This is a genomic window from Pseudomonas sp. CCI3.1, from assembly GCF_034313985.1.
Lineage (GTDB): Bacteria > Pseudomonadota > Gammaproteobacteria > Pseudomonadales > Pseudomonadaceae > Aquipseudomonas > Aquipseudomonas psychrophila.
This window is the reverse complement of the sequence record NZ_JAVIWO010000001.1, coordinates 1,197,618-1,219,335: the sequence shown is the minus strand read 5'-3', so window position 1 is coordinate 1,219,335 and position 21,718 is coordinate 1,197,618. Positions and strand designations below refer to the sequence as shown.

Here is a 21,718-nt window from a genome sequence, read left to right as displayed (position 1 = left end):
CCGCCAGCCTGTTGCTGCCGGAGCCTAAGTTCGGCGGGACACCTAACGTCACCAGCGCCGAAGAGTCCAGCCAGGAAGCGCTGGGCCAAGGCGTTGGTGAGATGGCCAAGGCATACCGACCTGACCCTACTGAGGTCGGCATTGCCGGTCAGATCATCGGTGAAGCTGCCGCGATCCTCCCGCGTACATTGGTAGGTGCTGTTGTTGCGGGGCCAGCTGGCGCTGCTGTCGCTGCGGGCGGCCCTGCTGGCTACTCGCGCAAGCGAACAGCTATGGAGGAGGGAATTGACGAGTCAACGGCTACTTGGCTGGGTGTCACGGAAGGTGTGGTCACTGGGGTAGGAGCCGCACTTCCGGCTGCTGGTTTTGCGAAAACGCTTATAGGGGATGCGGGCCTTTCTGTGAGCGCCGTTGTTGGTCTTGGAATGGCTCACCGAGGTTCAGCCGCGGCACTGCTAGAAACTAATGGATATCATGCTCAAGCCGCACAATACAAAGTCTTCGATAGAACAGCTGTTCTAACAGATCTATTCATGGGGCTTGGTTTTTTTGGTATTGGTCGGGTCGCGATGCGCAGACCCACCACAGAACAAATAGATGCTGTGCTTGCTGAGCGCAACTCCCAGCACGCCGATATCGACACTGCGCCGGGATTGCCGATAGATCCTCGATCAGCCGTTGCCCACCAAGATGCTTTGCGCGCGGCCATCAATTCGATCAACCGCGGTGAGGCTGTGGTATTGCCGGACAACATCCAGTCGGCCAGCTTCTTGCGGGCCGGTGATGAGTCTCCAGTGATTGCGCCAAGTCGTGATCAAGCGTTGGCCAGCGCCAGGGAGGAATTGTTGCCGGTAGTGCGTGCCGAGGCTGAGCAGGCTGCAGCCGGTAGCCTGGCAAACGTTCGTGATATTCGCGCGGAGCTGGCCACCGTCAGTAAAACCCTTGATGACCTGGACAGCACCTTCCGCGCCAAAGCGAAAGAATTTCAGGGGCAGGGCCTTGGCCGCAAAAAGGCCGAGCAGTCTGCGCGCAAGGCCATTGCCGAAGAACGATCGCAGTTGGTTGGCCGTCAATCTGAACTGAATGACAGATTGGCCGGCAACCGCTCCGCCGAGCAGGCCCGGGCAGACTTGAACGCCCTTGATCGCGGCGAGCTGCCTGCGCGCTTTGATGAGCGCTTCAATGCTCGATCAGATGAAATCATCCAAGGCTTCCAGCGCAAGCCATTGGCGGATGGTGTTGCTGCGGCCAAACGAACAATGACCCCGCGCCAGATCAACGAGCGCGCTGCCAGGGATGAGCTGGACGTGCTGGTGCGTGAGTACGAGGCCACCTTGCCGCGTGAGCCGGTAGAGGCTTCGGCGCCGAAACCCGACTTACCACCAGGTGGTAAACCAGCAGCCACGAAAGTTACCACTCCTGATAAATCGGGCCCTGAGGTGGTAAGCGGAGGTGGTAAACCAGATGGCGAAGGGAAACCAGCTACCAGGGCTGAGCCCGTCGAGCTGCAGCTGTTGCGCGACTCGGTGAACCGAAACCCGGACACCGTGGTAAATTCCGGTTTCGATGCTGACGGTATGCCACTACAGGCAAAAGCTGCTGATGTTCTTGCGGATATTGAGGCTGAGCACAGAGCCGGGGTCAGGGAGTCGCAGTCTTATCTTGCGGCAATTAGTTGCTTGTTGAGGTGATCATGGATAAGTCTCTTGTATACGGGGCTGTAGTCGTTTTTCTCTTGTTAATTGCATGCTTTTTCATAAAACAAGTAGCAAGTCTTGCTCGCGAGTCTGCGTCCTACAAAACAAGCCAAATCCCTTCCGTTATATTTTATCTCGTGTGGGGCGTATCTATTGTGGTTTTCATAGCTTCGCTCGCTCTATCAATCGAGCTCACAGTGAGAGGTCCTTGGGGCGAACTGCAGTTCTGGCAAATAAGTGGGGGGCTGACGATCATCTGCTTTGTTATATCTTGGTTCATGCCTAAGAAATTCTGATTGAAACGCCCTTTGTTATGGCAACCCAAATAGTCGGGAAACCGTCTACCTCTCCCTCATAGGCTTGCTTCCATTCCCACTGGAGGCAAGCCCATGGCGATGCGCGCTGATTGCATCAAAGAAGTTGAACAGGCCATTGGCCGTCCGCTCAAAAAGGCCGAGGCCCAAGCGATCGAGGACAAGATCAGCTTTCACATCCGTGACCTGGCCCGCACCGATCCTGCCAAATTCAACTCCATGACCGAGCAGCAGCGCCAGTTGACCGCCGCTCAGGCCGCTATGGTCGATCACTTGGCCAGCGTCGATAAGGCAGCGCAGCGCAAGGGGCAGAACCTGCTGGCGCAAACCCGCGAGCTGGCCAACCAAGAGACCCGAGCTGCGGTAATTGGAGGTAAGCAGCCTTTTACCTCTGCTTTGTTCGAGCGCCTGCGCCAGGTGGACAGCCGTATCAAGGGGGAGCGCAACCGGGCGTTTGGTTCGATCATGGAAACCATCGATGCTGCCGCTCCCAAGTTCTTGGGCATGATCACCAACAAGGCCGCTGAGCGTGACTTTGTGCACGAGGTGTTCGGGCGCGACACAGGCAACCAGTTGGCCGCGAAGGGCGCCAAGGTATGGCGTGAACAGATGGATGCCATCCGTGAACGGCAGAACGCCGCTGGTGCGAATATTGGGCGACTCGACTACGGCTGGCTACCGCAGCCCCATAGCCTGGTGAAGGTGCGCGCAGCGACGCCGGATGCCTGGGCTGCTTTTGTGTTGAACCGGCTGGATCGCAAGCGCTATTTGAACGAGGACGGCACGCAGATGAATGATGCGGCCGTTACTGACTTCTTGCTGGCTGCCCACGAAACCTTGAAGACAGACGGCCTCAACAAAATGACGCCGGGCGCTGCAGGTGGCGCAAGCCGCGCGGCCAAACACGACGATGCCCACCGGCAAATCCACTTTAAAGACGGTGACTCATACCTCGAGTACATGCGGGACTTCGGGCCAACTTCAGTATTTGAAGCGATGCAGGGCTCCGTGCATGCCCAAATCAAGGACACGGTCATGATCGAGCAGCTCGGGCCGAACTCTGCTCAGACTTATCGCCTGCTGCATGACACGGCCAAGATGAAAGACGGGAAGGGTGACGGCTTCTTTTCCGGTACCGAGTTTGGTGCAACGCCGGACATGGTATGGAACGTGCTGAATGGCAGCCTGGGCGTCCCGGTCAACGCTCGCTTTGCTGAGTTCAACCAGGGTATCCGTAACTTCATGGTGGCGGCCAAACTGCAGGCGACTTTGATCACATCTATGGTCGGCGACATGCAGTCCCTGGCTATCACAAGCGCTTACCACGGGCTGCCCATTGGTAAGACGCTGGTCAGCGCCCTTAAGAGTGTTTCTCCAGAGTACCGCGCCGAAGCTGCGCGCATGGCCATAGGCATGGATAGCATCACTTCGGACATGGTCACCTTCCACACTGACAACCTGTCCGCTGGTTGGACCTCGAAGCTTGCCAACGCAACTATGAAGGTCACCTTGCTGGAGGGGTGGACCACTGCGATGCGTCGCGGATTCTCGGTTGAGATCATGTCGCGCATGGCCAGCGACACCCGCAGCGCTTGGGGTTCCGACCCGAAACTACAGGCCCGGCTCGAGCGCTATGGCATCAACCAGGAAGATTGGGCGGTCTGGCAGGCAGCAGCGCCCGAGAACTGGCGTGGGCAGAACATGCTCACTCCTGAATCCATTGCCAGCCTGCAAGGATTCAGTGCGAAGCAGAAGAATGATGCCGTCGGTAAGTTGTTGGGATACATCCAGAACGAGGCTGAATTCACATCAATCCTTCCGGGCCTGATGACCCGGGCAACCCTGCGCCAAGGTACGCAATCAGGCAGCATCGGCGGCGAGTCTTTGCGCCACCTGACCCTATTCAAATCCTTTGGCGTAGCAATGTTTGAACGCCACTGGAAGCGCGCCTCACAGATCGAAACGACCGCAGGCAAACTCGCCTACTCCGCGTCGGTGTTCACTGGCTTGCTGATGGCTGGCGCGATGACCAACCAATTGATGGACATCATGAACGGGCGTGACCCGCGAAACATCAATGACCCTAAGTTCTGGGTGCAGGCTGCCTTGCGTGGCGGTGGTGTCGGCATCTTCGGCGACATTTTGAATACCGGCCTCGGTGGCGACAACCGTGGCGGTCAGTCAAACCTTACGGGCTTGCTTGGCCCTGTGTACGGCACAGCCGCTGATGTTGGCCTGACGGCCGGCAGCGTCTTCAAGAAGGGCACAGAACCTGCGGACGTGGGAGCGAACCTTCTTCGTATCGGTTACCAGAACACTCCATTTATTCGCAGTTGGTACACCAAAGCGGCGTTTGAGCATGCCGTTTTCCATGACATGCAAGAGCTGCTGTCCCCGGGGTACCTGCGCCGGATGACGCGCCGTGCACAAAAAGACTTCGGGCAATCGTTCTGGTGGGAGCCGGGCGAAGCAACTCCCGATCGCGCACCAAACCTTGGTGCAGCTGTGGGAGCCAGCCGATGAGGTGGATCAGGTGATCGGCACCTTTGCCAATACTCAAAGGGTGTAGGAAATATTTTCTAGCTCTCGCGTGCTTTTACAAGGAGGTGGCTAGACTGACATTTCGTGATCGCTACTAATTGCGAAAACATGAGGTGGTCTATGAATAGAGTCGCCGCTGTCATCTGTTTATTTTTCGCCAATTTTGCAATCGCTGATTGCGAATCAACTCTAACTGAGGCACACGCAGCCCTGAAAAAAGGTAACGCTTATGCGGCTCGCTCTATAGAGAAGCTAAACCAAATGCAAGATATGATAAAAACTGATGCGACCAATACGGAGATTTGCACTGCAGCGCAGGATACGAGAATGGGAGCATATTTGGCTGCGAAGAGGTACAAGTCTTCCAGATCCAGTTTCTTATCGGCAGTCAGTGAGTGTCCATCACCATATGATGCTCAATCTGCGGAAAACGCAGACGCCATGACGGCTTATTACAATAAAAATGCCGAACTAGTAGGGGTTTACGACAAGTTGATTGTGAACAACTGTGCTGGAAATGCCTTAGCCCCAACGCTTTAGTAATTACTATCAAGTCTATTAACTCAAAGAGTCGGGAAACCGACACCCTGCGCGTTCGATTCTTCTGTTATCACCACTTTTATGGAGTGGTGATGACAGGCTAGGGTCGCTCCCGAAAACGAACGCCAATCGTGCTCCCATCGTTCGTGCCTGTACTCCTTTCTAGGGAGCAGGTGCACGATATGTACAAGATCACGGCAAATGCGCTTACACAAGCTAGTTCACCATGGCACCCTCACCGGCACATGTCCCAATATCGCCCCAAGAAAAATGACTGTACTCAGCTCGATTACTTATGGTGTCGAGAAGAGCAATGCGCATTGGGTGAGCGGTCTGGACCGGCAGCGCGAGTATGAGGCCCGATCAACGAGAAAGGCTTGAGATACTGCGGGACCGCCTTTTAGATACCGCGCTTCTAGATGCTGATCCGTCAAATTGGATTGGCTCAGGAAAAGTCGCGGTGGACATGACTCAGAAAGAGCGGGGGGATGCTTACTGGTGTCGTAAGCTGGCGGCTGCGTCCATTGCCCTACTGACTAAGGTCAACAACCTGGTAGTCACGCACACCGCGACAACTGCAGGCACCGGCAAGGGCGAAGATGAACTGGATGAAGAGGTAGCCCAGGCCGAACGCCAGGCTATGGCGCTGCTGGAGCGAGCGAGCAAGGGCGCCAATGTCCACTAAGGTGTCGCTGCTGGTCTTCTTCCTAATGTGGGCGAAGCGCATGCGTTGGGCGGTACCGGACATTCACGTCCGGGCATGCTACTGGCTGGAGCACCGCGGCAACCTTGCGGTGCTTCGCTGTTTCCGTGGGTTTGGTAAGTCCACACTGCTGGCCGTTTACAACGCCTGGCGGTACTACTGCGACCCGACCTATCGAATCCTGCACCAGTCGGAGTCTGACCCGACGGCTTACAAGACCAGCCGGGATACTCAGAACGTCATTCGCAATCATCCACTGACTCGCCACCTGCTGCCCCATAACCAGGGCACAGTTGAACAGTGGTGGGTTCTGGGTGCAGTGGATAGCCGAAACGGCAGCATGTTCGCCAAAGGCATCCTGTCCAACGTCACCTCTGCCCGGGCGGATGAATGTCAGAACGATGATGTTGAGGTGCCCCGCAACATCGGCACGCCCGAAGCGCGAGAAAAGATGCGGTACCGGCTGGGTGAACAGATCCACATCATGGTGCCAGGTGCACGCCAGCTGTTCATCGGCACCCCGCACACCCATGACAGCCTGTATGACGAGGTAGAGGGCTTGGGGGCTGACTGCCTAACCATTCGGATGTTTGGCCAGGAGTACCGCATTGATGATGCCAAGCTCAACGCTTACGACGTGCCGTTTGTCCCGGACGTGGTGTTTTCCGGTATTGGCAAACATGCCCGGTTGTTGGTGCTGGGCGTTGATTATCTACTGACGAAAACCGGCATTGCCTTCTTAACACCGCCCGGTACGTTGGTCGATTGCTACGCCGGTAGCGCATGGCCTGAGCGCTTCAACGCTGCAGAACTGGCCGACCGCCGTAAGAAAACCCGCACCATCAACGAATGGGATTCGCAGTACCAGCTCCACTCGAAACCCATTACGGAGGTTCGATTGGACCCGGCTCGTATCATTCCTTACGACGTACAGCCCACCATGCGGCACGCCAACAACGCCGTGGCCATGTTCTTGGGCTCGACCCAGATCGTCGGTGCCGTGGCGTATTGGGACTGCTCGCTGGGCAAGATCAAGTCAGATGCCTCAGCCTTCACGTTGCTGCTGACTGACGCGCGCGGCCAGCTCTACTGGCACGTCGCCGAAGGCCTAACCGGTGAAATCGCCGAGTTTGATAGCCGTGACCGAATTATCGGCGGGCAGGTGCACCAGGTGCGAGAACTGGTCATCAAGTACCAGATCCCCCGCGTCATCGTTGAAACCAACGGGCCGGGTGGATTCGTTCCAACGATTCTGAAACAGGCGCTCAAGGGCACCGGGTGCGGGGTAGGGGAGGAGCATTCCAGCACCAACAAACAGAAGCGAATCCTTGATGCATTCGAGTCGCCATTGTCGGCCCGCTTCCTGTGGGCACACGTCGACGTGTTGCGGGGCCCCGTGTGGGATCAGATGCGCGACTTCAATCCTGCATTGGCTAACCAGGATGATGACTACATCGACTCCGGCGCCGGTGCAATCAGTCAAACCCCCGTACGCATTGGGCGAATAGTCGGGAAACCGACAGAGGCGCGGCGCGACGATTGGCGTCCAGATGCGGGCGTACATGAAGTTCAAGTGGACTACTAGCCCGGCAATACACAGGGGCAGACCATGGCAGTTCCAGAAGGACCAACCGACAAACGTTACATCGGCAACGGTGTGACAAAGACATTCACCATCCCCTTCTTGTTGCTGGCTGCGACCGATCTAGATGTTTTCATTGACGGGATAGAGGTCATTTCGGGGTTTACCGTTACCAGCGTGGGTTACCCCACCAGCACCCTTACATTCGCTGTAGCTCCAGCTGATCAAGCTGATATCTATCTGCAGCTAGACGTTCCGTTTGAGCGCCTGAATGACTATCAGGAAAATGGCGACTTCCTTTCATCCACGGTTAATCGAGACTTCGATAGGATTTGGCAGGCGCTTAAGCAGCTCTTGCGCTGGGCAGGCCGCTCGCTGCGCCTCGGTTATTTTGACGTTGATGGGAGAGGCTGGTATCGGGCGAAGGGGAATGGGATTCGCGACCTGCATGACCCCGTTAACCCTCAGGATGCAGTAACAAAAAAATATGCAGATGAGCTGACGCTCGATACGACTCAGTACACCGATACACAAATGCTTCGCACGGTAAGAACGGCAAACGGGGAGACACTCTCTCAGCTGCCGTCAGCCTCATCCCGCGCCAACAAGGTTATGGGATTTGATGCTGCTGGTCAGCCTATAGGTTTGTTGCCAGCCAGTGGATCAGGGACGGAGCTGGCGATTGACTTGGCCAACTCCATCGACCCGAACAAGGGCTCGGCCATGCTGGGGCGCGGTGTTGTCGCAATAGCAACAATCGCCGATCTGCTGACCGCAACACACAAAAGTGACGTGATCTACAGGGTCGAGTCCTATCACAAATGGAGTCTAACCACTGCGTACCTTGGCCCACTGGGGGGCGGAGACTTTAAGTTTTTGGAAGGCTCTACTATCCCGGCTGAGGGAGGCGCTATCTTCGAAGTTCCCGGAGGTCGCCTTTTGCGAATTGCTGACATTACCTCTGTCAATGTCGAGTGGTACGGCGCTGTCGGTGACGGGGTGGCCGATGACACTGCGGAGCTTCGCTTGGCGTTCCGGTCAGAGGTTCCGTATGACAACGATTATGGCTACACCTTCCTGAAACCTGGAGGCCGAAAAATAATCCTGCGACCTGGGGGCAACTACAGGATTACTGCGCCGATCTACCAGCGCAAAGGTGACTGGCTGGAAGGTGGCGGGTATACAGCAACTCGTATTTTCTCGAATCAGGTCGGCATAGGCCAGCTAATCTATGTCGGGTGGGCTTTAGTTGACGGAATTCTTACCAAAGACCCTGGGGGTCTGATACCAAAGATTACAGGCATTTGCCTTGCCGAGACTGTCGGTGGCGTTAACGCAATATTTTTGGACGGTATTTCAGGCTGGGACGTCCGGGACTGCTGGTTTTTTGCCGACTGTGGTGTACGCACCGTGGGCATTACCAATGATGGATTTATGCTCAACTGTGTTGCTGACAACGGTAGCGGGCACTTAGCTATTTTTGAGGGTACTGGCGACGGTTACCACACAGGGCAGTCAACGGTAGTTCAGAACTGCGGCGCCTTTAAGACACGCTATGGCGGCATTAAGGTAGACGGCGTATCCGACGTGCTCATCATCGGGGGGTTCTTAAACTTCGTCCCGTTCTATGGCCTGTACACCGGCACAGTGAAAAAGAACTCTCGCATCAAGGCTATTGGCGTTAACTTTAAGGGCGATATAGCTGGCGCGGGTATGGATCCGACGCAGCAGCACGTACGTGTAACAGCACCTACAGACGGATTCGCCCTTGTTGATTGCGGGTTTGCGTACTCTCTGAATGCTGATATTCAAGCGAACTACCCTGTTCAAGTAAGCGGCGGTTATTCCACTAAAGCTGCAATCGACAGCATCGTCTGCCTGGGCGGACGCTCGTCTATCAAGGGCATGCGCTTCGCGGACACAGGGAGACACCCAGTACGCTCGACAGTGCGTATTGACGTGGAAGGACTGGAAATGGAAAACCCTCTGTCTATCGGTGTTCCGGCAGATATCTTTGCTCGCGGGGCAATTTACTTGTCAGGTTCAGGCAGCAAGTCCACCGCGTTCAATTGCCACCGGCATGATGATAAAGGCCCGGCAGTAAGCACGAACGGTCTGAACGGTATCCGCTCATCCGGGAATACCTCTGAGGGGGACGTAGACGTCCTGCACTACACCGGAAATGGGGTTAATTACTCGGTTAACGAGCGGGCTGAGAATCCTGTTGGACTTTGGCGAAATGTTGAGCTGTTACGTGGTGGGTACACCCGCTGGATTGAATCGTCCGGGAGGTCGCGTATCAAGAACGGAGATCCGACCAGCGAAACGGACGGCACAGTAGTCGGAGCTCAGGCCTGATCCTATAGCCAAGCATGCCCGCCACTGTGCGGGCTTTTTTCCGTATGGAGGAAAGAGTGAAGTTCTACCTGATTAAGTACGCAAAAGAACTGCCCAACGGATTTGGTGGCACCGCTCAAGGCCCGCTCATCAAAATACTGCCGAAGTACAAAGATGACATCGGCCTGCTTGAGCATGAAAAAGTGCATGTGCGTCAGTGGTATGCCTGGCTTGCCCTGGGGCTGCTGATCGGCACGCTACTGACACTGCTGGTCTCGCCGTCCCTCTGGCCTCTGTTTGGCCTGGCACCGCTCCTTCATCAGCTGCTGTACAAGTTTACCCGGCCGTACCGGCGCTGGTGTGAGGTGCAGGCCTACCGCAAGCAGATTGAAACTGGAGGCTATGCCAGCAATGAGTTTGCCGTAATTATGCTGGTAGATAAGTACGACCTGGGCTTATCTGTTGATGAGGCCAGAGCTCTACTTATCGATTGATAGTCGGAGCGAGTTGTGTGCTCCATTGAGGGGAGTGATTTTTCATACGTTAATGGTTGTGTTCGTTCGGCAGGACGCCGTAGGAAGGTACAGAAGCACCACAGGGGATTTTGCGGGGAATCGTAAAACTTAGCTGTGCAGCGTTGGGCATCGATTGCAGTGGGTGCCCACGTAAACACTTGATATATAAGGGGTTGTAGGGTCTTAGCCCGCATGGGGTGCTAGGGGTCGAGTGTTCGAATCACTCCGTCCCGACCATATTATTCAATGACTTAGCCCAACTTTCACGAGTTGGGCTTTTTCATGTGCGTGACTTCTTCACAGTTGACGCCTGCCTTCTCTTCAAAATCGTCAGCACCGGCCCACGCGAGTCAGCTGCTGAGAAGATGCCCCAGTTCAGCGCCGGAGTAGTGACTGGTGATGCTGCCGTTCTTGTGTCCGAGCAATGCCTTGCGGTCTTCCTCGGTTACACCTGCTGCTCGTAGCCGTCGGCCAAACGTGTGCTTCAAGTCGTGAATCCTGATCGACTGGTAGCCAGGGTGAGCACGGCGAAGGTTTTTCTCCTGCCAGAGTTTCGCCGCTCTCACTCGCGCTTTCTCCAGGCTGAATCGTTCATTCGGTGCATCGCGGTCCCGTTGTAAGGAAATACCCATTCCTTGCTGATACCACGCTGCTTCTCAATGATCGACTTGGCCACGGTGTTGAGCACCACCGGGCGCTCATCACATCGCCCGCCGAAATTGATCAAAGGCATGCCACCGATATACGGATCGAGCTGCGAAAGGTGGTGAGCTGACAACTTGATCGATGGCTGGTCGCGAATCTCCAGAAGGAAACGCATGGCTGCGTCCCGCCACGTTCTCACCTGCTTGACGCCATACACCTTTTGCTGCCGGATTTGCTTCAGCCTGTGGATCAGGTACCGCTCTGCTGCTTACTGTTGACTAGCTCCAGTACTTTCGCAAATTCGTTCGCCGTTGATTTTCTTGTCGATATGCCGAGCCCGTTCCATTGGGGAAGGCCTGTGATTGTTTTGCGCGCCATGTTGTTACTCCGATGCGCCTTTTATATCAATTGCCCAGGTTTCGACGTAAGAATAGGCCCACTCATCAAGCTCCAGCCGGTCAAAGCCAAGGCCGCGCTCGCCAATAAGAAACTCACTGAAGTAGGGCGGACTTTTTCGTTAAACAGGGCCAGGGTCTACGGTATCGAAAATCCCGATCAGGAACTGCTCATGAGCAGATGCGAACGGGTTCCAGTCGAGGCAGTGACACTCGCCGTCGTCATACGGGTGAAGACCATCGATATCTGGCATGTTGAGTTAACCCACCGTCCGTCGTTGTCACGTTCGACGCAAACCGGCTGGATCAATACTGTTTCTTCAGGCATGACTTCGTCCTTGTCGCTGTAGCGGCTGGCTTTGAATTGAGGGCGGGCGAACTGGTATAGCTGGTAATACGCATGTATTTTGTTAGGTTGGATCACAACTCCTATAAGGAATGTAAAACCATGATTCAGAGAATGTTTTTGTTCCTCGGGGGTGCTTTTTTATTGTCGGTGTTAACGGCATGTAAACAGTCTCAGCCTGTTGGTGATGTAGCTGAATTCCAAGCATCCAAGGCAAGTTCATCTCAGAAAATTGAGTCAAGCGGACTTGTTAGAGAGTTCGTTGCAAGAGGTAATGAACCGTTCTGGACGATCAAATCCAACGGAGCCACATTGACCTGGATAACGCCTGAAAACTTACAGGGTAGTCAGCTCAAAGTTGACAAGGTTATTTCGGCAGATAACGTTAAATACGTCGGTGTCGACGGTGATAGCGACTTTACCTTGCTCATCATCCAAACGCCCTGTGTCGATACAATGTCGGGAGAGACCTTCGACTTCGCATCCGTCTGGACGCATGGTCGCGAAAGGAATGTGGGCTGCGCTGTAGCGGGTGGTTGAGCTATAACCGCAATTCACAAAACCCTGCCTTTGGGGCCTTCATCTTTGGGAGGGTGAGTCATCACTTCTCCCGTGCGCGGGTGATTTGCCGCGTTTATAACAGATGGTGTGCAGATCCAGCGGCCGCATGGGGGGGCGTCGAAATATTACGATTCGGCTAAGGGCGGTCATGCTGCAACCGCCTGATGCTCAATCGCGCGCCACGGATCGTTTGCCCGGGCAAGCGCTGCCATCGGTGGAGGGGTGACATTCCACTTCGGATAGCTAAGCAACAACCAACGTCCGGTAGGCTGAAGGGAAGAGTGTTATTAAACGGATTTGATTCAGATGGCACGCTTTGCGCGGTGCCCAAGTATTCTGCATGGGAGTGGGATCTACCTGATGCTTGTCCGACGTTGCTCTCGCGCTGGCGGGCGGCATTCAGATCACACTCCGATGCGACCTCCCGTGAGGGATCGGGCAGTTACCGACAGGCTGTCGTTGGCGCTGGTTGTTCACTGCAAACCTTTATATTCAAGTGAAGCTTGATTACGTGAATCTGCACTGTTTTCAGCATAATTATTTGCATGCGGCCCCTGTCCTTCGGTGCCACAAACACCTCGATGAGGACTTCGTGTGTGATGTGCAGGGCATCTCAAGCAATGCCGGATTTACAGGTGCCAGCAGGCACGGTAGGGGAGATGCCCAGTGCAGGCGGCAGATTGCTTGTTTATAGCTATAGTGAAAGCCCACTGCCTCAATAAGAGAGAGCGTTATGAAACGATCAGTTTTGTTTGTTCTAGCGGGCCTGGTAGCAACGCCTATTTTTGCTGCCGATGATTTATGCACCATCAATCTGCAGAAACTGTCTGACTACAAGGCCACTGCCAGCACTCTTGGCCAGCCGCTGCTTGGGCAAATCCACGACGCGAGAGTTGAGGCTGAAAAAGCGCAGGCTGAAGGTGACACGCAGAAGTGCATCAGCCTCACGAATAAAGCCCTGCAGGATGTTGTCAACTCACAAAAAGGTCAGTAGTCGAGGGGAGGCGGACGGTCATGCTACCAAGGTCGCTAGCCGTCCGCGCTTTTCGGTTGAAGATTGGCTTCTCGACAGGTTGAGTGGCGTATCAAGTTCGCAGCACGGGCTGGGCAATCGCCAAAACGACGCATACATCAGATGAACGCCAGTAAATCGAAGTCGCGCCACGCACTCAGCTTTAGTCTTCGCAATCTCTCTGCTTGAGCTCTTCTGAAATCACCTTAAGCCGGGCAACGTCTTCGTAAAGCTTTGTGATCAGCTTGAGAACTTCTATGAGTTCTGCGCCCTGATATTCCTTCGCTTGGCCAAGCGCATCATTTGCGGCCAGCTCAAGCTTGCTACCTATTATTTCGAGCTTGCGACTAAGCTCCTGATTGGGCTGGATTCGTCTCATGAGCTCTCCTGAGAATGTGTATCACGGTGGATCATTCTGCCGGATTTTTCCGACTGCACCGAATGAACATTCTCAGTGCACAGAAGGGTTCTCGGTCCGCAGGTAAAGCTCCGCCTCCAAAACTTGCACGCGAGTCAGGCTGTGCCTGTCCTTAAGCTCGGAGTGCTCGTTCTTTTCTTCAGGTGTCGCGTTTCTCATCGGCTCGCTTAGAGCAAGGTATCGTCTGGACTCTTCATGGGTGAGCCCCACCAAAACCTCTCTGTCATTCAGGTCGGTGGAGAGCGAATAAATCTTCTTTAAAAACGTTCTATTGCTATCTGTAAGGTTAAGCATGCAGATATTCACACAGGGTATTGGTTGAAGTGTGACCGAGCGCCTGTCCAATAAGTTCAGTGCTCAGGGGGCTGTGCGACCTTGGACGATTCATGACAATCAAGCTGTTCGCCAAGGACGTATGGAAGGTGCCTACTGGACTGAAACAGTCTCTGTTGAGGCTCTGGCAAATTCAAAAGCTGCAGTGATGGACGCTCGGGCTTGAGGGCTGTTTTTCCAGCAAGTCGATCCGGTTGCCGCGGATGCTTGGGTGAGGATGTCACTGACACTCGCCTTACTCAGGTCAGCCAGGGACTCGATGCCCATTTGCTCAAGCCGAGTGATGACGGTTGGCCCTATACCCTTTAGCCCTAACAGAGCGATTCTTTCTTCCAGTGAAAATGACATCCGTAAAGTCCTTTTTGGTCAGTTATTTTCGGGTTCAACCCAATTCCGTGAAGGGTTTTGAAACAGCGTAATAGCTCAGCGCCTGAGTGACTGCAAGGCGCAATTCAAGATTGTGAAACCCAGGCAACGCTGCATCAAGTATTCATTGCACTGGCGCCGGATCAGCGCAGCTGACGTGATCCTCACACGTTGCTGAACCGTCAATGTATGGGCGTCATGCCCAGTCATCCTGGCGCCCGCACGTCTCATCAGAAGCTGACTTGCGCAGACAGGCGCAACGTACGTCCTTCTCCCCAGCTCACTCGCCGGGTGTTGCCACCTGAAGCCACAAAGTAGCTGCGATCGGTCAGGTTGCTGGCATTGAGTTGCAGCGAAGTCTCCTTGCCCAGCAGATGGCTAGAATTCCAGGATGCGAAAGCGTCCAGCGTGGTGTAGTCCGGCAGCTCGAAAGAGTTGCTGATATCGCCTGCGCGTTTACCCACATAGCGAGCACCGGAACCCAGGCGCAATCGACCCGCGAAAATATCGGCCGGGACTTCGTAGGTGAGGTAAGCACCGCCCACATGACGTGCCACGTTGAACAACCGATTGCCTTCGGTTTGTTCGGTGTCTTTTTTGATCCGGGCGTCGGTGTAGGCATAGTTGCCAATCACGCTCCATTGCGCGTTCAGGCGTCCGGTCATGCTCCATTCCAGTCCACGAGACTGCACTTCACCCGCCAAGCGCTGCACCATGTTGCCGAACTCGTCCAGCTCGCCGGTGTTCTGCTGCACGTTCTTTTTCAGGATGTCGTAAAGCGCCAGCTGGCTGGTCCAGTCGCCGTTGTCATACTTGAGGCCCACCTCGTACTGGCGGCCGGTCTCCGACTTGTAAGTGCCTTCGAAGGTGGTGCCGGATTCCATCTCATTGGGTGCGAACGACTGGCTGTAATTGGCATAGACAGAGAGGTCATCGCGCATCTGATACACCAGCCCCAGAAACGGCAGGAGCTTGGACTCGCCCTCATCAGTGGTTTGCTTGAAGTCCAGACCCGCTCCAGCGTCTATCGAGTAGTGCTGATAGCGCAGGCCTGGCGCCAGGATCCATTTTTCGCCCAAGTGAATAGTGTCTTTGACGTACAGCGACTGGCCCTTGATGTGGCTTTTGCCGTTGGTGTTCGACGGGTTGACCGTGCCTGTCGCAGGCAACAAGCCATACTGCGGATTGGCCGGGTAAAAGCCGCCCACGTTACGACTTTGCAGGAAATCCCCGTTGGCTTCGCGACGGGTTTCATAGTCGACACCCGTGACCAGATCATGGTCGATGTCGTACCAGGTCTTGTTGCCGATCCAGTCCAGAGACAGGTAAGCGTTCTCGCGATTGGCGCCCACATTGCGTCGAAAGCGTCGGGTCAACTCGCCGGTGGCGGGGCGGTATTCGCTGGGGTCGGCCTGATAATCGTTGTAGTGGTCATACACCCAGCCGGTCGTAAGGCGTACCCGTGAATCCGGGGCCAGACGGTACTCGGTGGTGGTGTTGAACGACTGGCGCTGGCCTTGGGCGCGGGTCCATTTTTCGTCCAGACGCTTGTCGCGGCTGCCCACGTGATGACCGTTGTAAAACACTGCTCCGCGGTCAAGGGTGTTGCTGTAATCGTTGTATTCATAGGCGGCCAGAAATGACAGATCGTCAGACTCATAGGACAACGAGGGGGCGACCAGCTTGGAGGTGTTCTGGCCAAAGTTGCGCCAGTAATTTTCGTCCCGATTTTGCCCGATCAGTCGAAACGCAAACCCTGTCTCACCCAGGGGCCCGGTCACATCGAACCAGCCATCGCCACCGCCCTGGTCACTCAGAGTACCGCCCAGTGCGCTGTTCCATTGGTACTGCGGCTTTTTGGTGATCACGTTGATCACACCGCCCGGCTCCTGCATGCCGTAAAGCAATGAGGCAGGGCCTTTGAGCATCTCAACGCGTTCAGTGGTGACACGCTGGAAGTTACGGCCGATGGGCATGCGTACACCATCGCGTAACACGCCGCCATCGTCGGAGTTGCCGAAACCGCGCTTGATGAAACTGTCCTGGGTGCCACCAAAATTATTGCTGACCACGACCCCTGGCATAAACTTGATCACGTCTTCGAGGGTTTGAGGCGCTTGATCCTTGAGCTGTTGGGGCGTCACCGTATCCACAGTTTGTGACTGCTGGAGGTAGGGCGTTTCGGTCTTGTCTGCTGTCGAACTGTAGCCTGCACGGTAGTCCGTATCGTCCCCGCTGGACTGCACACCGTCGACCTGAATGCTCGGCAGTTGTATGGGGGCGGCTTCGTTCGCCAGCACCGTGCAACTGATCATCAGACTGGTGCACACACCCAGCGGCACAATGCCGGCCCGTTTTAATCCCTGCTTCCTTTGCAACATCCGTAACACTCCACACCATTGACGGCAGATAACTGAATTCGCTGCCGAGCACCGGACACACGCGGGACAAGGTTCCAGGTATTCCGGGTGAAACGTCTATTACGGGCGTTTCAGGCGCGTCAGCAGTGCTGAATCGTATCAGCAGCAGGAATGTTTATCATTTACTTTGGGTGTGGAGTACAAAACGAAGCTGTGGAGCAGGGCGATGTGCCCGCACAAAGAGCAATCATTTTCGTGCGCAGTGGCGCGTTCTGCATGTTAGCAATGCATGAGATTATGAAATTAAACTAAACGGCGACTGTCGCTACTGAGGACGTCTTGAAGTTCTTTTTCACGAGATCTGAAATCGGTTTTTCGATCCACCGAAAACTCGAATAGGACACGGCCACAATACCCATGATGATCAAGATAAATGTCACGGCATCACTCAGATTCAATTGTTCCTGGACGTTCATCATGCAGCACATAACCAAGATGTGGCACAAGTAAGTTGAATATGACCAATCCCCTAATCGGCTCATCAATCCTGATTTAGGGCTAAAGCGTTCCAGCGAAACGGCCGCAAAAAAGATCATTGCGCAAGGAAGACCTGACTTTATCGGACTGTGAACGACTTGTCCGTAATAGATAATCATTCCAGTTGCGACAAGAACCATGACGACAGCCCCCAGTGTCGGTAGCTTGTGCATCCATCTTTTCTTATAGGCGATGGCCGTAATGATCCCGAATAAAAACTCATAGATGATTTTGTTGCCATAGAAGGACCAATCGCCACCAAGACGGGATACAAATTTGCAAAGCAGAAAAAGCCCGAGCGCAACCATGAGTAGTTGCATTTTCTTGGGAAAATAAAAGCTCAGCAAAAAAACAGCATAAAATGCCATTTCATAATTCAGCGTCCAGCCCACCGTAATCAGTGGATACGGACCAATGCCTGATGGGTTTTGAGCCGGTATAAACAATAGGCTTTGTAAAAAGAACATCGGTTCAAAGGCGGTCAGTGGCAAGAACGTTGGTGCAATGATGAAGGTAGCGGCGCTAATAAAAGTAAAAACCCAATAAGCGGGTACTACTCGTGCCAGACGATGGACTGCAAAAACGCCAAGTGTAACGTTTCTCCCAACGACTGATAGGTAAATAACAAAGCCGCTGATAATAAAAAATAAATCCACGCCTATGGCGCCATACATATGGAGTGCTTTAGATATGGGGCCGTTTAGCTGGTTGCCATGCACAATCTGAATATAGTGATGAAGTACCACAAGCCAGGCAGCCACGGCTCTTAATAATTGAATTGAGTGGAGCATAGCAAAAGGCCATACGAGGAAAGATTCGATTATAGCCAGCGGATCAGCATTGTCGTTGTTTAAATGAATGTTTTGCCAACTGGATCTTTAATTTGAGCTAAAAGCGATGAACATCCCTTGTCATTGTATTATCGGTATCCAGTCTCATTCGCTTTGATTGGGTGCTTTGTTCATCGATTGAGCATTAAACCCGTCGTGCATAAGGCAATCCTGTTAAGGACGTGCTGGGGTCAGTAAGGGATCCACCACGTCAAAGCCCGCACGTCATTCTTTAAGCACCTGTGGCCCAAACGGCAGCAACTCGCTCATCAAGTTGAACACGGTGCTTTTGACGGCGCTGTTCAAATCCGTCCATGCCAACCCTGTGGTTGCGCGGTAGGTTCCCAGCTCAAGAGGTCTGGAGATGACGTTGGCGGGTAATGCGCGTCCGGCATTGGCGGGCAGCAAGCCAACGCCTAACCCGGCCGACACCAGCGCGAGCATGGTGGTGAACTCGCCCAGCTCCGCCGCAATTTGAAGCTGCACGCCCTGACGTGTGATTGATTGCATCAGTTCATCGTAAAAACCGGGAGCGTAACGTCTGGCCAGGATAAAGACGGGCAGTTGGTCGAGGGTGGTCGGGTGCAGGGTGTCGCAGGCAACCAGCGGGTGATCGCCGGGCAGGGCAACAATAAAGGTTTCCTGCAGCACCTCGCGGGTCTGGATGCCGGGGATAGCGGCTGGCAGGCGCATCAGGCCGAAATCGAGCTGGCCGTTTTTGAGTGCCACTGCCTGGTCCGGGCCAGGCATGTCCTTGAGCTCCAGCTCGATACGCGGGAATCGTGCATGCAGCGAGCGGATCAGTGAAGGCAGCAGTTCAGGCAGCACCGATGAGACAAACCCCAAACGTACGCGACCGATTTCTCCACGTCCGCAGGCTTTGGCCACATCTGCTGCATGGGCGCACTGATACAGCGTCGCCTGGGCCTCGGGCAGGAAGAGGGTGCCCACTTCAGTCAGCGTGACCGAGTGCCGGTTGCGCTCAAACAGGCGTACCCCGAGCTCCTCCTCCAGCAGCTTGATCTGCATGCTCAGGGCCGGCTGCACGATGGACAACCGTTGCGCAGCGCGGCCGAAGTGCAGCTCCTCCGCCAGGGTCACAAATGATCGCAGGTGTTTGATTTCCACTGAGCACTCCAGGCTACGTAACGACGTCATGGCGAGGCTCATGGTAATGGATCACAGGCTTATTGGTGACCATGGATGCATCAATGCCCCGCGATTTCCTTGAGTCGGTACCAGAGCATGCCCAGCGCCAACAAAGGTGAGCGCAGGTGCTTGCCCCCGGGGAATGTCAGGTGCGGTACGCGGGCGAACAGGTCAAAACCCTGGCTGTGTTCAAGGCTGATGGCCTGTGCAACCAGCCGCGCCGCCATATGGGTGGTGTTGATGCCATGCCCGGCATAGGCCTGGGCATAAAACACGTTGGGATGGGCCTGCAACCGGCCAATCTGTGGCAGCCGGTTGGCGCCAATGCCGATCATGCCGCTCCACTGAAAGTCGATGGTTTTGCCGGCCAGCTGCGGAAACACGTCAAGCATTTTGGGGCGCATATACCCCGCAATATCCTTGGGCGTACGCCCGGAGTAGTGACACGCACCGCCAAACAGCAAGCGCCGGTCAGCCGACAAACGATAGTAATCAAGCCCCACACGTTGATCGCACAGTGCCCGGTTCTCGGGAATCAGGGTTTGCGCCAAGTCCTCGTTTAAGGGCTCAGTGGCAATCACGTAACTGCCTGCGGGCAAAATTTTGCCGCTGAGCGCAGGTTCCAGATCACCGAGATGGGCGTTGCCAGCGAGTACCAGAGTCTTTGCCTGCACCACGCCGTTGGCCGTGTGCACACGAACTTGACTGCCATAGTCGATACGGGTCGCGGCGCTGTTCTCGTAAATCCGGACCCCAAGCTGCTGAGCGACTCTGGCTTCGCCCAGAGCCAGGTTGAGCGGGTGCAAATGCCCCGAGCCTTGATCGATCAGCCCGCCGAGGTAGCGGTCTGAAGCGACAACGCGATGCATGTCCGCGCGCTCGACCAGTTCCACCTTGTGCTGATACCCCAGTCGTTGCAGGGACGCCTGCTCTGCCACGAGATTTTCAACATGGCCCGGGGTATTGGCCAGCTCGCAAAAGCCCCAGCGCAAATCACAATCAATGCCGTGTTTTTCTACGCGCTGGCGCACCAGATCCACCGCGTCCAGCCCCAATCGCTCGAGTACCGTGACGCCTTCGCGGCCGATGGTTTTTTCGTGGGCATCCAGGTCGTGGCCAACCCCGCGGATCAGTTGACCGCCGTTTCGGCCTGTGGCCCCCCAAGCGATTTGCCGCGCCTCAAGCACAATCACTGAATGCCCCCGTTCCGCCAGCTCAATGGCTGTGTTCAAACCGGTAAAGCCTGCCCCAATAATGCAGACGTCGGCCTGCACATGGCCTGCAAGGGGCGGGCAGTCGAGCTGCTGGTTGCGCGTGGCGCTGTAATAGGTGTGCGGTAAAGACATCATGGGCGTCATAAAAAACTGCCTACTGAGTTGAAGGGCACCCATTGATGCCCTGCACAGGATTAACGACCGGACTTGAACTTATTCCACGAACGGGTCATCCAGCGCATAAGGTCTGGCGGCAGCTCCGATGACACATAGAGCTTGGCCTGCACTGACTCGGGCGGATAAATCGACGGGTTGTGGGTGATTTCGTCTTTCATCAAGGCCGTGGCCGCGGTGTTGGCGTTGGCGTAACCCACGTACTCGCTGATACCGGCAATCACTTCGGGCTTGAGCATGTAATTGATAAAAGCGTGGGCTTGTTCAGGGTTCTTGGCATCGGCCGGGATGGTCAGCATGTCGAACCACAGGTTGCCGCCTTCCTTGGGCACCACGTAGGCAACGTTTACGCCGTTACCGGCCTCTTGCGCACGATGGATCGCCTGATACACATCACCCGAATAACCGAAGGCAATGCAGATGTCGCCGTTGGCCAGGTCCGTTACGTACTTGGAGGAGTGGAAGTAGCTGATGTAAGGGCGCAGCGGCTCCAGTTTTTTCTCGGCGATCTTGTAGTCCTTGAGCTCCAGGCTACGGGGGTTGAGCCCCAGATAGTTGAGCATCGAGGGCATTATTTCGTCCGCAGAATCCATGAAGGCAACGCCGCAGCTTTTCAGCTTCTTGAGGTTTTCAGGCTCGAACAGCACGCTCCAAGAGTCGATTTTGTCGATGCCCAGCACCTGTTTGACTTTATCGACGTTGTAGCCAATGCCGTTGGTGCCCCACAGGTAGGGCACTGCGTACTCATTGCCCGGGTCGTTGGCTTGCAGCCTGGCCAACAAGGTCGGGTCTAGATTCTTCCAGTTGGGGATCTGCGACTTGTCGAGCTTCTGAAACACCCCGGCCTTGATCTGTCGTCCCAGGAAGTGGTTGCTGGGCACCACCACGTCATACCCGGTACGCCCGGCGAGCAACTTGCCCTCAAGGGTTTCGTTGGAATCAAACACGTCATAAATCGGTTTGATGCCGGTGTCGCGCTGGAAGTTGACCAGAGTGTCTTCGGCGATGTAGTCCGTCCAGTTATAGATATTGACCGTGTCTTGCGCCGAGGCCTGGCCGGCGAGGGCGAAGCAGCTTATGAACATCATTTTTTTAGCAATACGTTTCATCCACATGTCCATTCTGTGAGTCCATTTTGGAAGGCGTTAA

Annotated in this window: 17 protein-coding genes and 1 pseudogene; 10 read left to right on the top strand and 8 right to left on the bottom strand. The window is 55.0% G+C overall.

The window, feature by feature from the left end; all coding sequences use genetic code 11:
* Positions 1 to 101 precede the first annotated feature (101 nt).
* From RGV06_RS05375 to RGV06_RS05345, 7 genes are all read left to right on the top strand, one after another.
* Positions 102 to 1,691 (top strand): hypothetical protein, encoded by a 1,590-nt coding sequence (locus RGV06_RS05375; RefSeq protein ID WP_322149537.1) that lies wholly within the window; start codon positions 102 to 104, stop codon positions 1,689 to 1,691.
* A gap of 395 nt (positions 1,692 to 2,086) precedes the next feature.
* Positions 2,087 to 4,534, top strand: coding sequence for a hypothetical protein (locus RGV06_RS05370; RefSeq protein WP_322149536.1), 2,448 nt, complete (start codon positions 2,087 to 2,089; stop codon positions 4,532 to 4,534).
* A gap of 138 nt (positions 4,535 to 4,672) precedes the next feature.
* Positions 4,673 to 5,092 (top strand): hypothetical protein, encoded by a 420-nt coding sequence (locus RGV06_RS05365; RefSeq protein ID WP_322149535.1) that lies wholly within the window; start codon positions 4,673 to 4,675, stop codon positions 5,090 to 5,092.
* A gap of 460 nt (positions 5,093 to 5,552) precedes the next feature.
* Positions 5,553 to 5,777, top strand: coding sequence for a hypothetical protein (locus RGV06_RS05360; protein WP_322149534.1), 225 nt, complete (start codon positions 5,553 to 5,555; stop codon positions 5,775 to 5,777).
* A complete protein-coding gene (gene terL, locus RGV06_RS05355) occupies positions 5,767 to 7,380 on the top strand; it encodes a phage terminase large subunit (protein ID WP_322149533.1) in 1,614 nt (537 codons plus the stop codon). The genes RGV06_RS05360 and terL overlap by 11 nt, the downstream gene beginning before the upstream one ends.
* Positions 7,381 to 7,404: 24 nt before the next feature.
* On the top strand, positions 7,405 to 9,735 hold the full coding sequence (locus tag RGV06_RS05350; protein ID WP_322149532.1) for a hypothetical protein: 2,331 nt from the start codon (positions 7,405 to 7,407) through the stop codon (positions 9,733 to 9,735).
* Positions 9,736 to 9,791: 56 nt separating this feature from the next.
* Entirely contained in the window at positions 9,792 to 10,208 is a 417-nt protein-coding gene (locus RGV06_RS05345) for a hypothetical protein (protein ID WP_322149530.1), read from the top strand.
* 301 nt (positions 10,209 to 10,509) lie between these two features.
* Here the strand turns inward: RGV06_RS05345 and RGV06_RS05340 are convergent.
* Positions 10,510 to 11,252 (bottom strand): annotated as a pseudogene (locus RGV06_RS05340) (tyrosine-type recombinase/integrase).
* Here RGV06_RS05340 and RGV06_RS05335 point away from each other — a divergent pair.
* From RGV06_RS05335 to RGV06_RS05325, 3 genes are all read left to right on the top strand, one after another.
* A complete protein-coding gene (locus RGV06_RS05335) occupies positions 11,233 to 11,619 on the top strand; it encodes a hypothetical protein (RefSeq protein WP_322151956.1) in 387 nt (128 codons plus the stop codon). The pseudogene RGV06_RS05340 and the gene RGV06_RS05335 sit on opposite strands and share 20 nt — an antisense overlap.
* Positions 11,620 to 11,717: 98 nt before the next feature.
* Positions 11,718 to 12,155: a hypothetical protein gene (locus RGV06_RS05330; protein WP_322149527.1), complete on the top strand. Its 438-nt coding sequence runs from the start codon at positions 11,718 to 11,720 to the stop codon at positions 12,153 to 12,155.
* Positions 12,156 to 12,909: 754 nt separating this feature from the next.
* Complete coding sequence (locus RGV06_RS05325; protein WP_019829272.1) at positions 12,910 to 13,170, top strand: hypothetical protein; 261 nt, start codon at positions 12,910 to 12,912, stop codon at positions 13,168 to 13,170.
* 181 nt (positions 13,171 to 13,351) lie between these two features.
* On the opposite strand, the gene RGV06_RS05320 is transcribed toward RGV06_RS05325, so the two are convergent.
* The 7 genes from RGV06_RS05320 to RGV06_RS05290 all read right to left on the bottom strand — a co-directional run bounded on the left by RGV06_RS05320 (position 13,352) and on the right by RGV06_RS05290 (position 21,657).
* Positions 13,352 to 13,567 carry a hypothetical protein gene (locus tag RGV06_RS05320; RefSeq protein ID WP_019829273.1) on the bottom strand — a complete coding sequence of 72 codons (216 nt, stop codon included), beginning with the start codon at positions 13,565 to 13,567 and terminating at the stop codon, positions 13,352 to 13,354.
* 465 nt (positions 13,568 to 14,032) lie between these two features.
* On the bottom strand, positions 14,033 to 14,287 hold the full coding sequence (locus RGV06_RS05315) for a helix-hairpin-helix domain-containing protein (protein ID WP_322149525.1): 255 nt from the start codon (positions 14,285 to 14,287) through the stop codon (positions 14,033 to 14,035).
* A gap of 248 nt (positions 14,288 to 14,535) precedes the next feature.
* Positions 14,536 to 16,686 carry a TonB-dependent siderophore receptor gene (locus RGV06_RS05310; RefSeq protein ID WP_322149524.1) on the bottom strand — a complete coding sequence of 717 codons (2,151 nt, stop codon included), beginning with the start codon at positions 16,684 to 16,686 and terminating at the stop codon, positions 14,536 to 14,538.
* A gap of 287 nt (positions 16,687 to 16,973) precedes the next feature.
* A complete protein-coding gene (locus tag RGV06_RS05305) occupies positions 16,974 to 17,993 on the bottom strand; it encodes an acyltransferase (protein ID WP_322149523.1) in 1,020 nt (339 codons plus the stop codon).
* A 264-nt stretch (positions 17,994 to 18,257) separates the two neighbouring features.
* A complete protein-coding gene (locus RGV06_RS05300; RefSeq protein ID WP_048351608.1) occupies positions 18,258 to 19,160 on the bottom strand; it encodes a LysR family transcriptional regulator in 903 nt (300 codons plus the stop codon).
* Positions 19,161 to 19,240: 80 nt separating this feature from the next.
* A complete protein-coding gene (locus RGV06_RS05295) occupies positions 19,241 to 20,539 on the bottom strand; it encodes an NAD(P)/FAD-dependent oxidoreductase (RefSeq protein WP_019829279.1) in 1,299 nt (432 codons plus the stop codon).
* A gap of 50 nt (positions 20,540 to 20,589) precedes the next feature.
* A complete protein-coding gene (locus RGV06_RS05290) occupies positions 20,590 to 21,657 on the bottom strand; it encodes a polyamine ABC transporter substrate-binding protein (protein ID WP_322151838.1) in 1,068 nt (355 codons plus the stop codon).
* Positions 21,658 to 21,718 lie beyond the last annotated feature (61 nt).

What these genes read in the sequence shown, in the direction of transcription:
- RGV06_RS05325 (WP_019829272.1), top strand. Translation starts at nt 12,910, where the DNA reads ATGAAACGATCAGTTTTGTTTGTTCTAGCGGGCCTGGTAGCAACGCCT.
- RGV06_RS05370 (WP_322149536.1), top strand. Translation starts at nt 2,087, where the DNA reads ATGGCGATGCGCGCTGATTGCATCAAAGAAGTTGAACAGGCCATTGGC.
- RGV06_RS05315 (WP_322149525.1), bottom strand. Translation starts at nt 14,287, where the DNA reads ATGTCATTTTCACTGGAAGAAAGAATCGCTCTGTTAGGGCTAAAGGGT.
- RGV06_RS05310 (WP_322149524.1), bottom strand. Translation starts at nt 16,686, where the DNA reads ATGTTGCAAAGGAAGCAGGGATTAAAACGGGCCGGCATTGTGCCGCTG.
- RGV06_RS05375 (WP_322149537.1), top strand. Translation starts at nt 102, where the DNA reads ATGGCCAAGGCATACCGACCTGACCCTACTGAGGTCGGCATTGCCGGT.
- RGV06_RS05350 (WP_322149532.1), top strand. Translation starts at nt 7,405, where the DNA reads ATGGCAGTTCCAGAAGGACCAACCGACAAACGTTACATCGGCAACGGT.
- RGV06_RS05365 (WP_322149535.1), top strand. Translation starts at nt 4,673, where the DNA reads ATGAATAGAGTCGCCGCTGTCATCTGTTTATTTTTCGCCAATTTTGCA.
- RGV06_RS05330 (WP_322149527.1), top strand. Translation starts at nt 11,718, where the DNA reads ATGATTCAGAGAATGTTTTTGTTCCTCGGGGGTGCTTTTTTATTGTCG.
- RGV06_RS05305 (WP_322149523.1), bottom strand. Translation starts at nt 17,993, where the DNA reads ATGCTCCACTCAATTCAATTATTAAGAGCCGTGGCTGCCTGGCTTGTG.
- RGV06_RS05290 (WP_322151838.1), bottom strand. Translation starts at nt 21,657, where the DNA reads ATGATGTTCATAAGCTGCTTCGCCCTCGCCGGCCAGGCCTCGGCGCAA.
- RGV06_RS05295 (WP_019829279.1), bottom strand. Translation starts at nt 20,539, where the DNA reads ATGACGCCCATGATGTCTTTACCGCACACCTATTACAGCGCCACGCGC.
- terL (WP_322149533.1), top strand. Translation starts at nt 5,767, where the DNA reads ATGTCCACTAAGGTGTCGCTGCTGGTCTTCTTCCTAATGTGGGCGAAG.
- RGV06_RS05320 (WP_019829273.1), bottom strand. Translation starts at nt 13,567, where the DNA reads ATGAGACGAATCCAGCCCAATCAGGAGCTTAGTCGCAAGCTCGAAATA.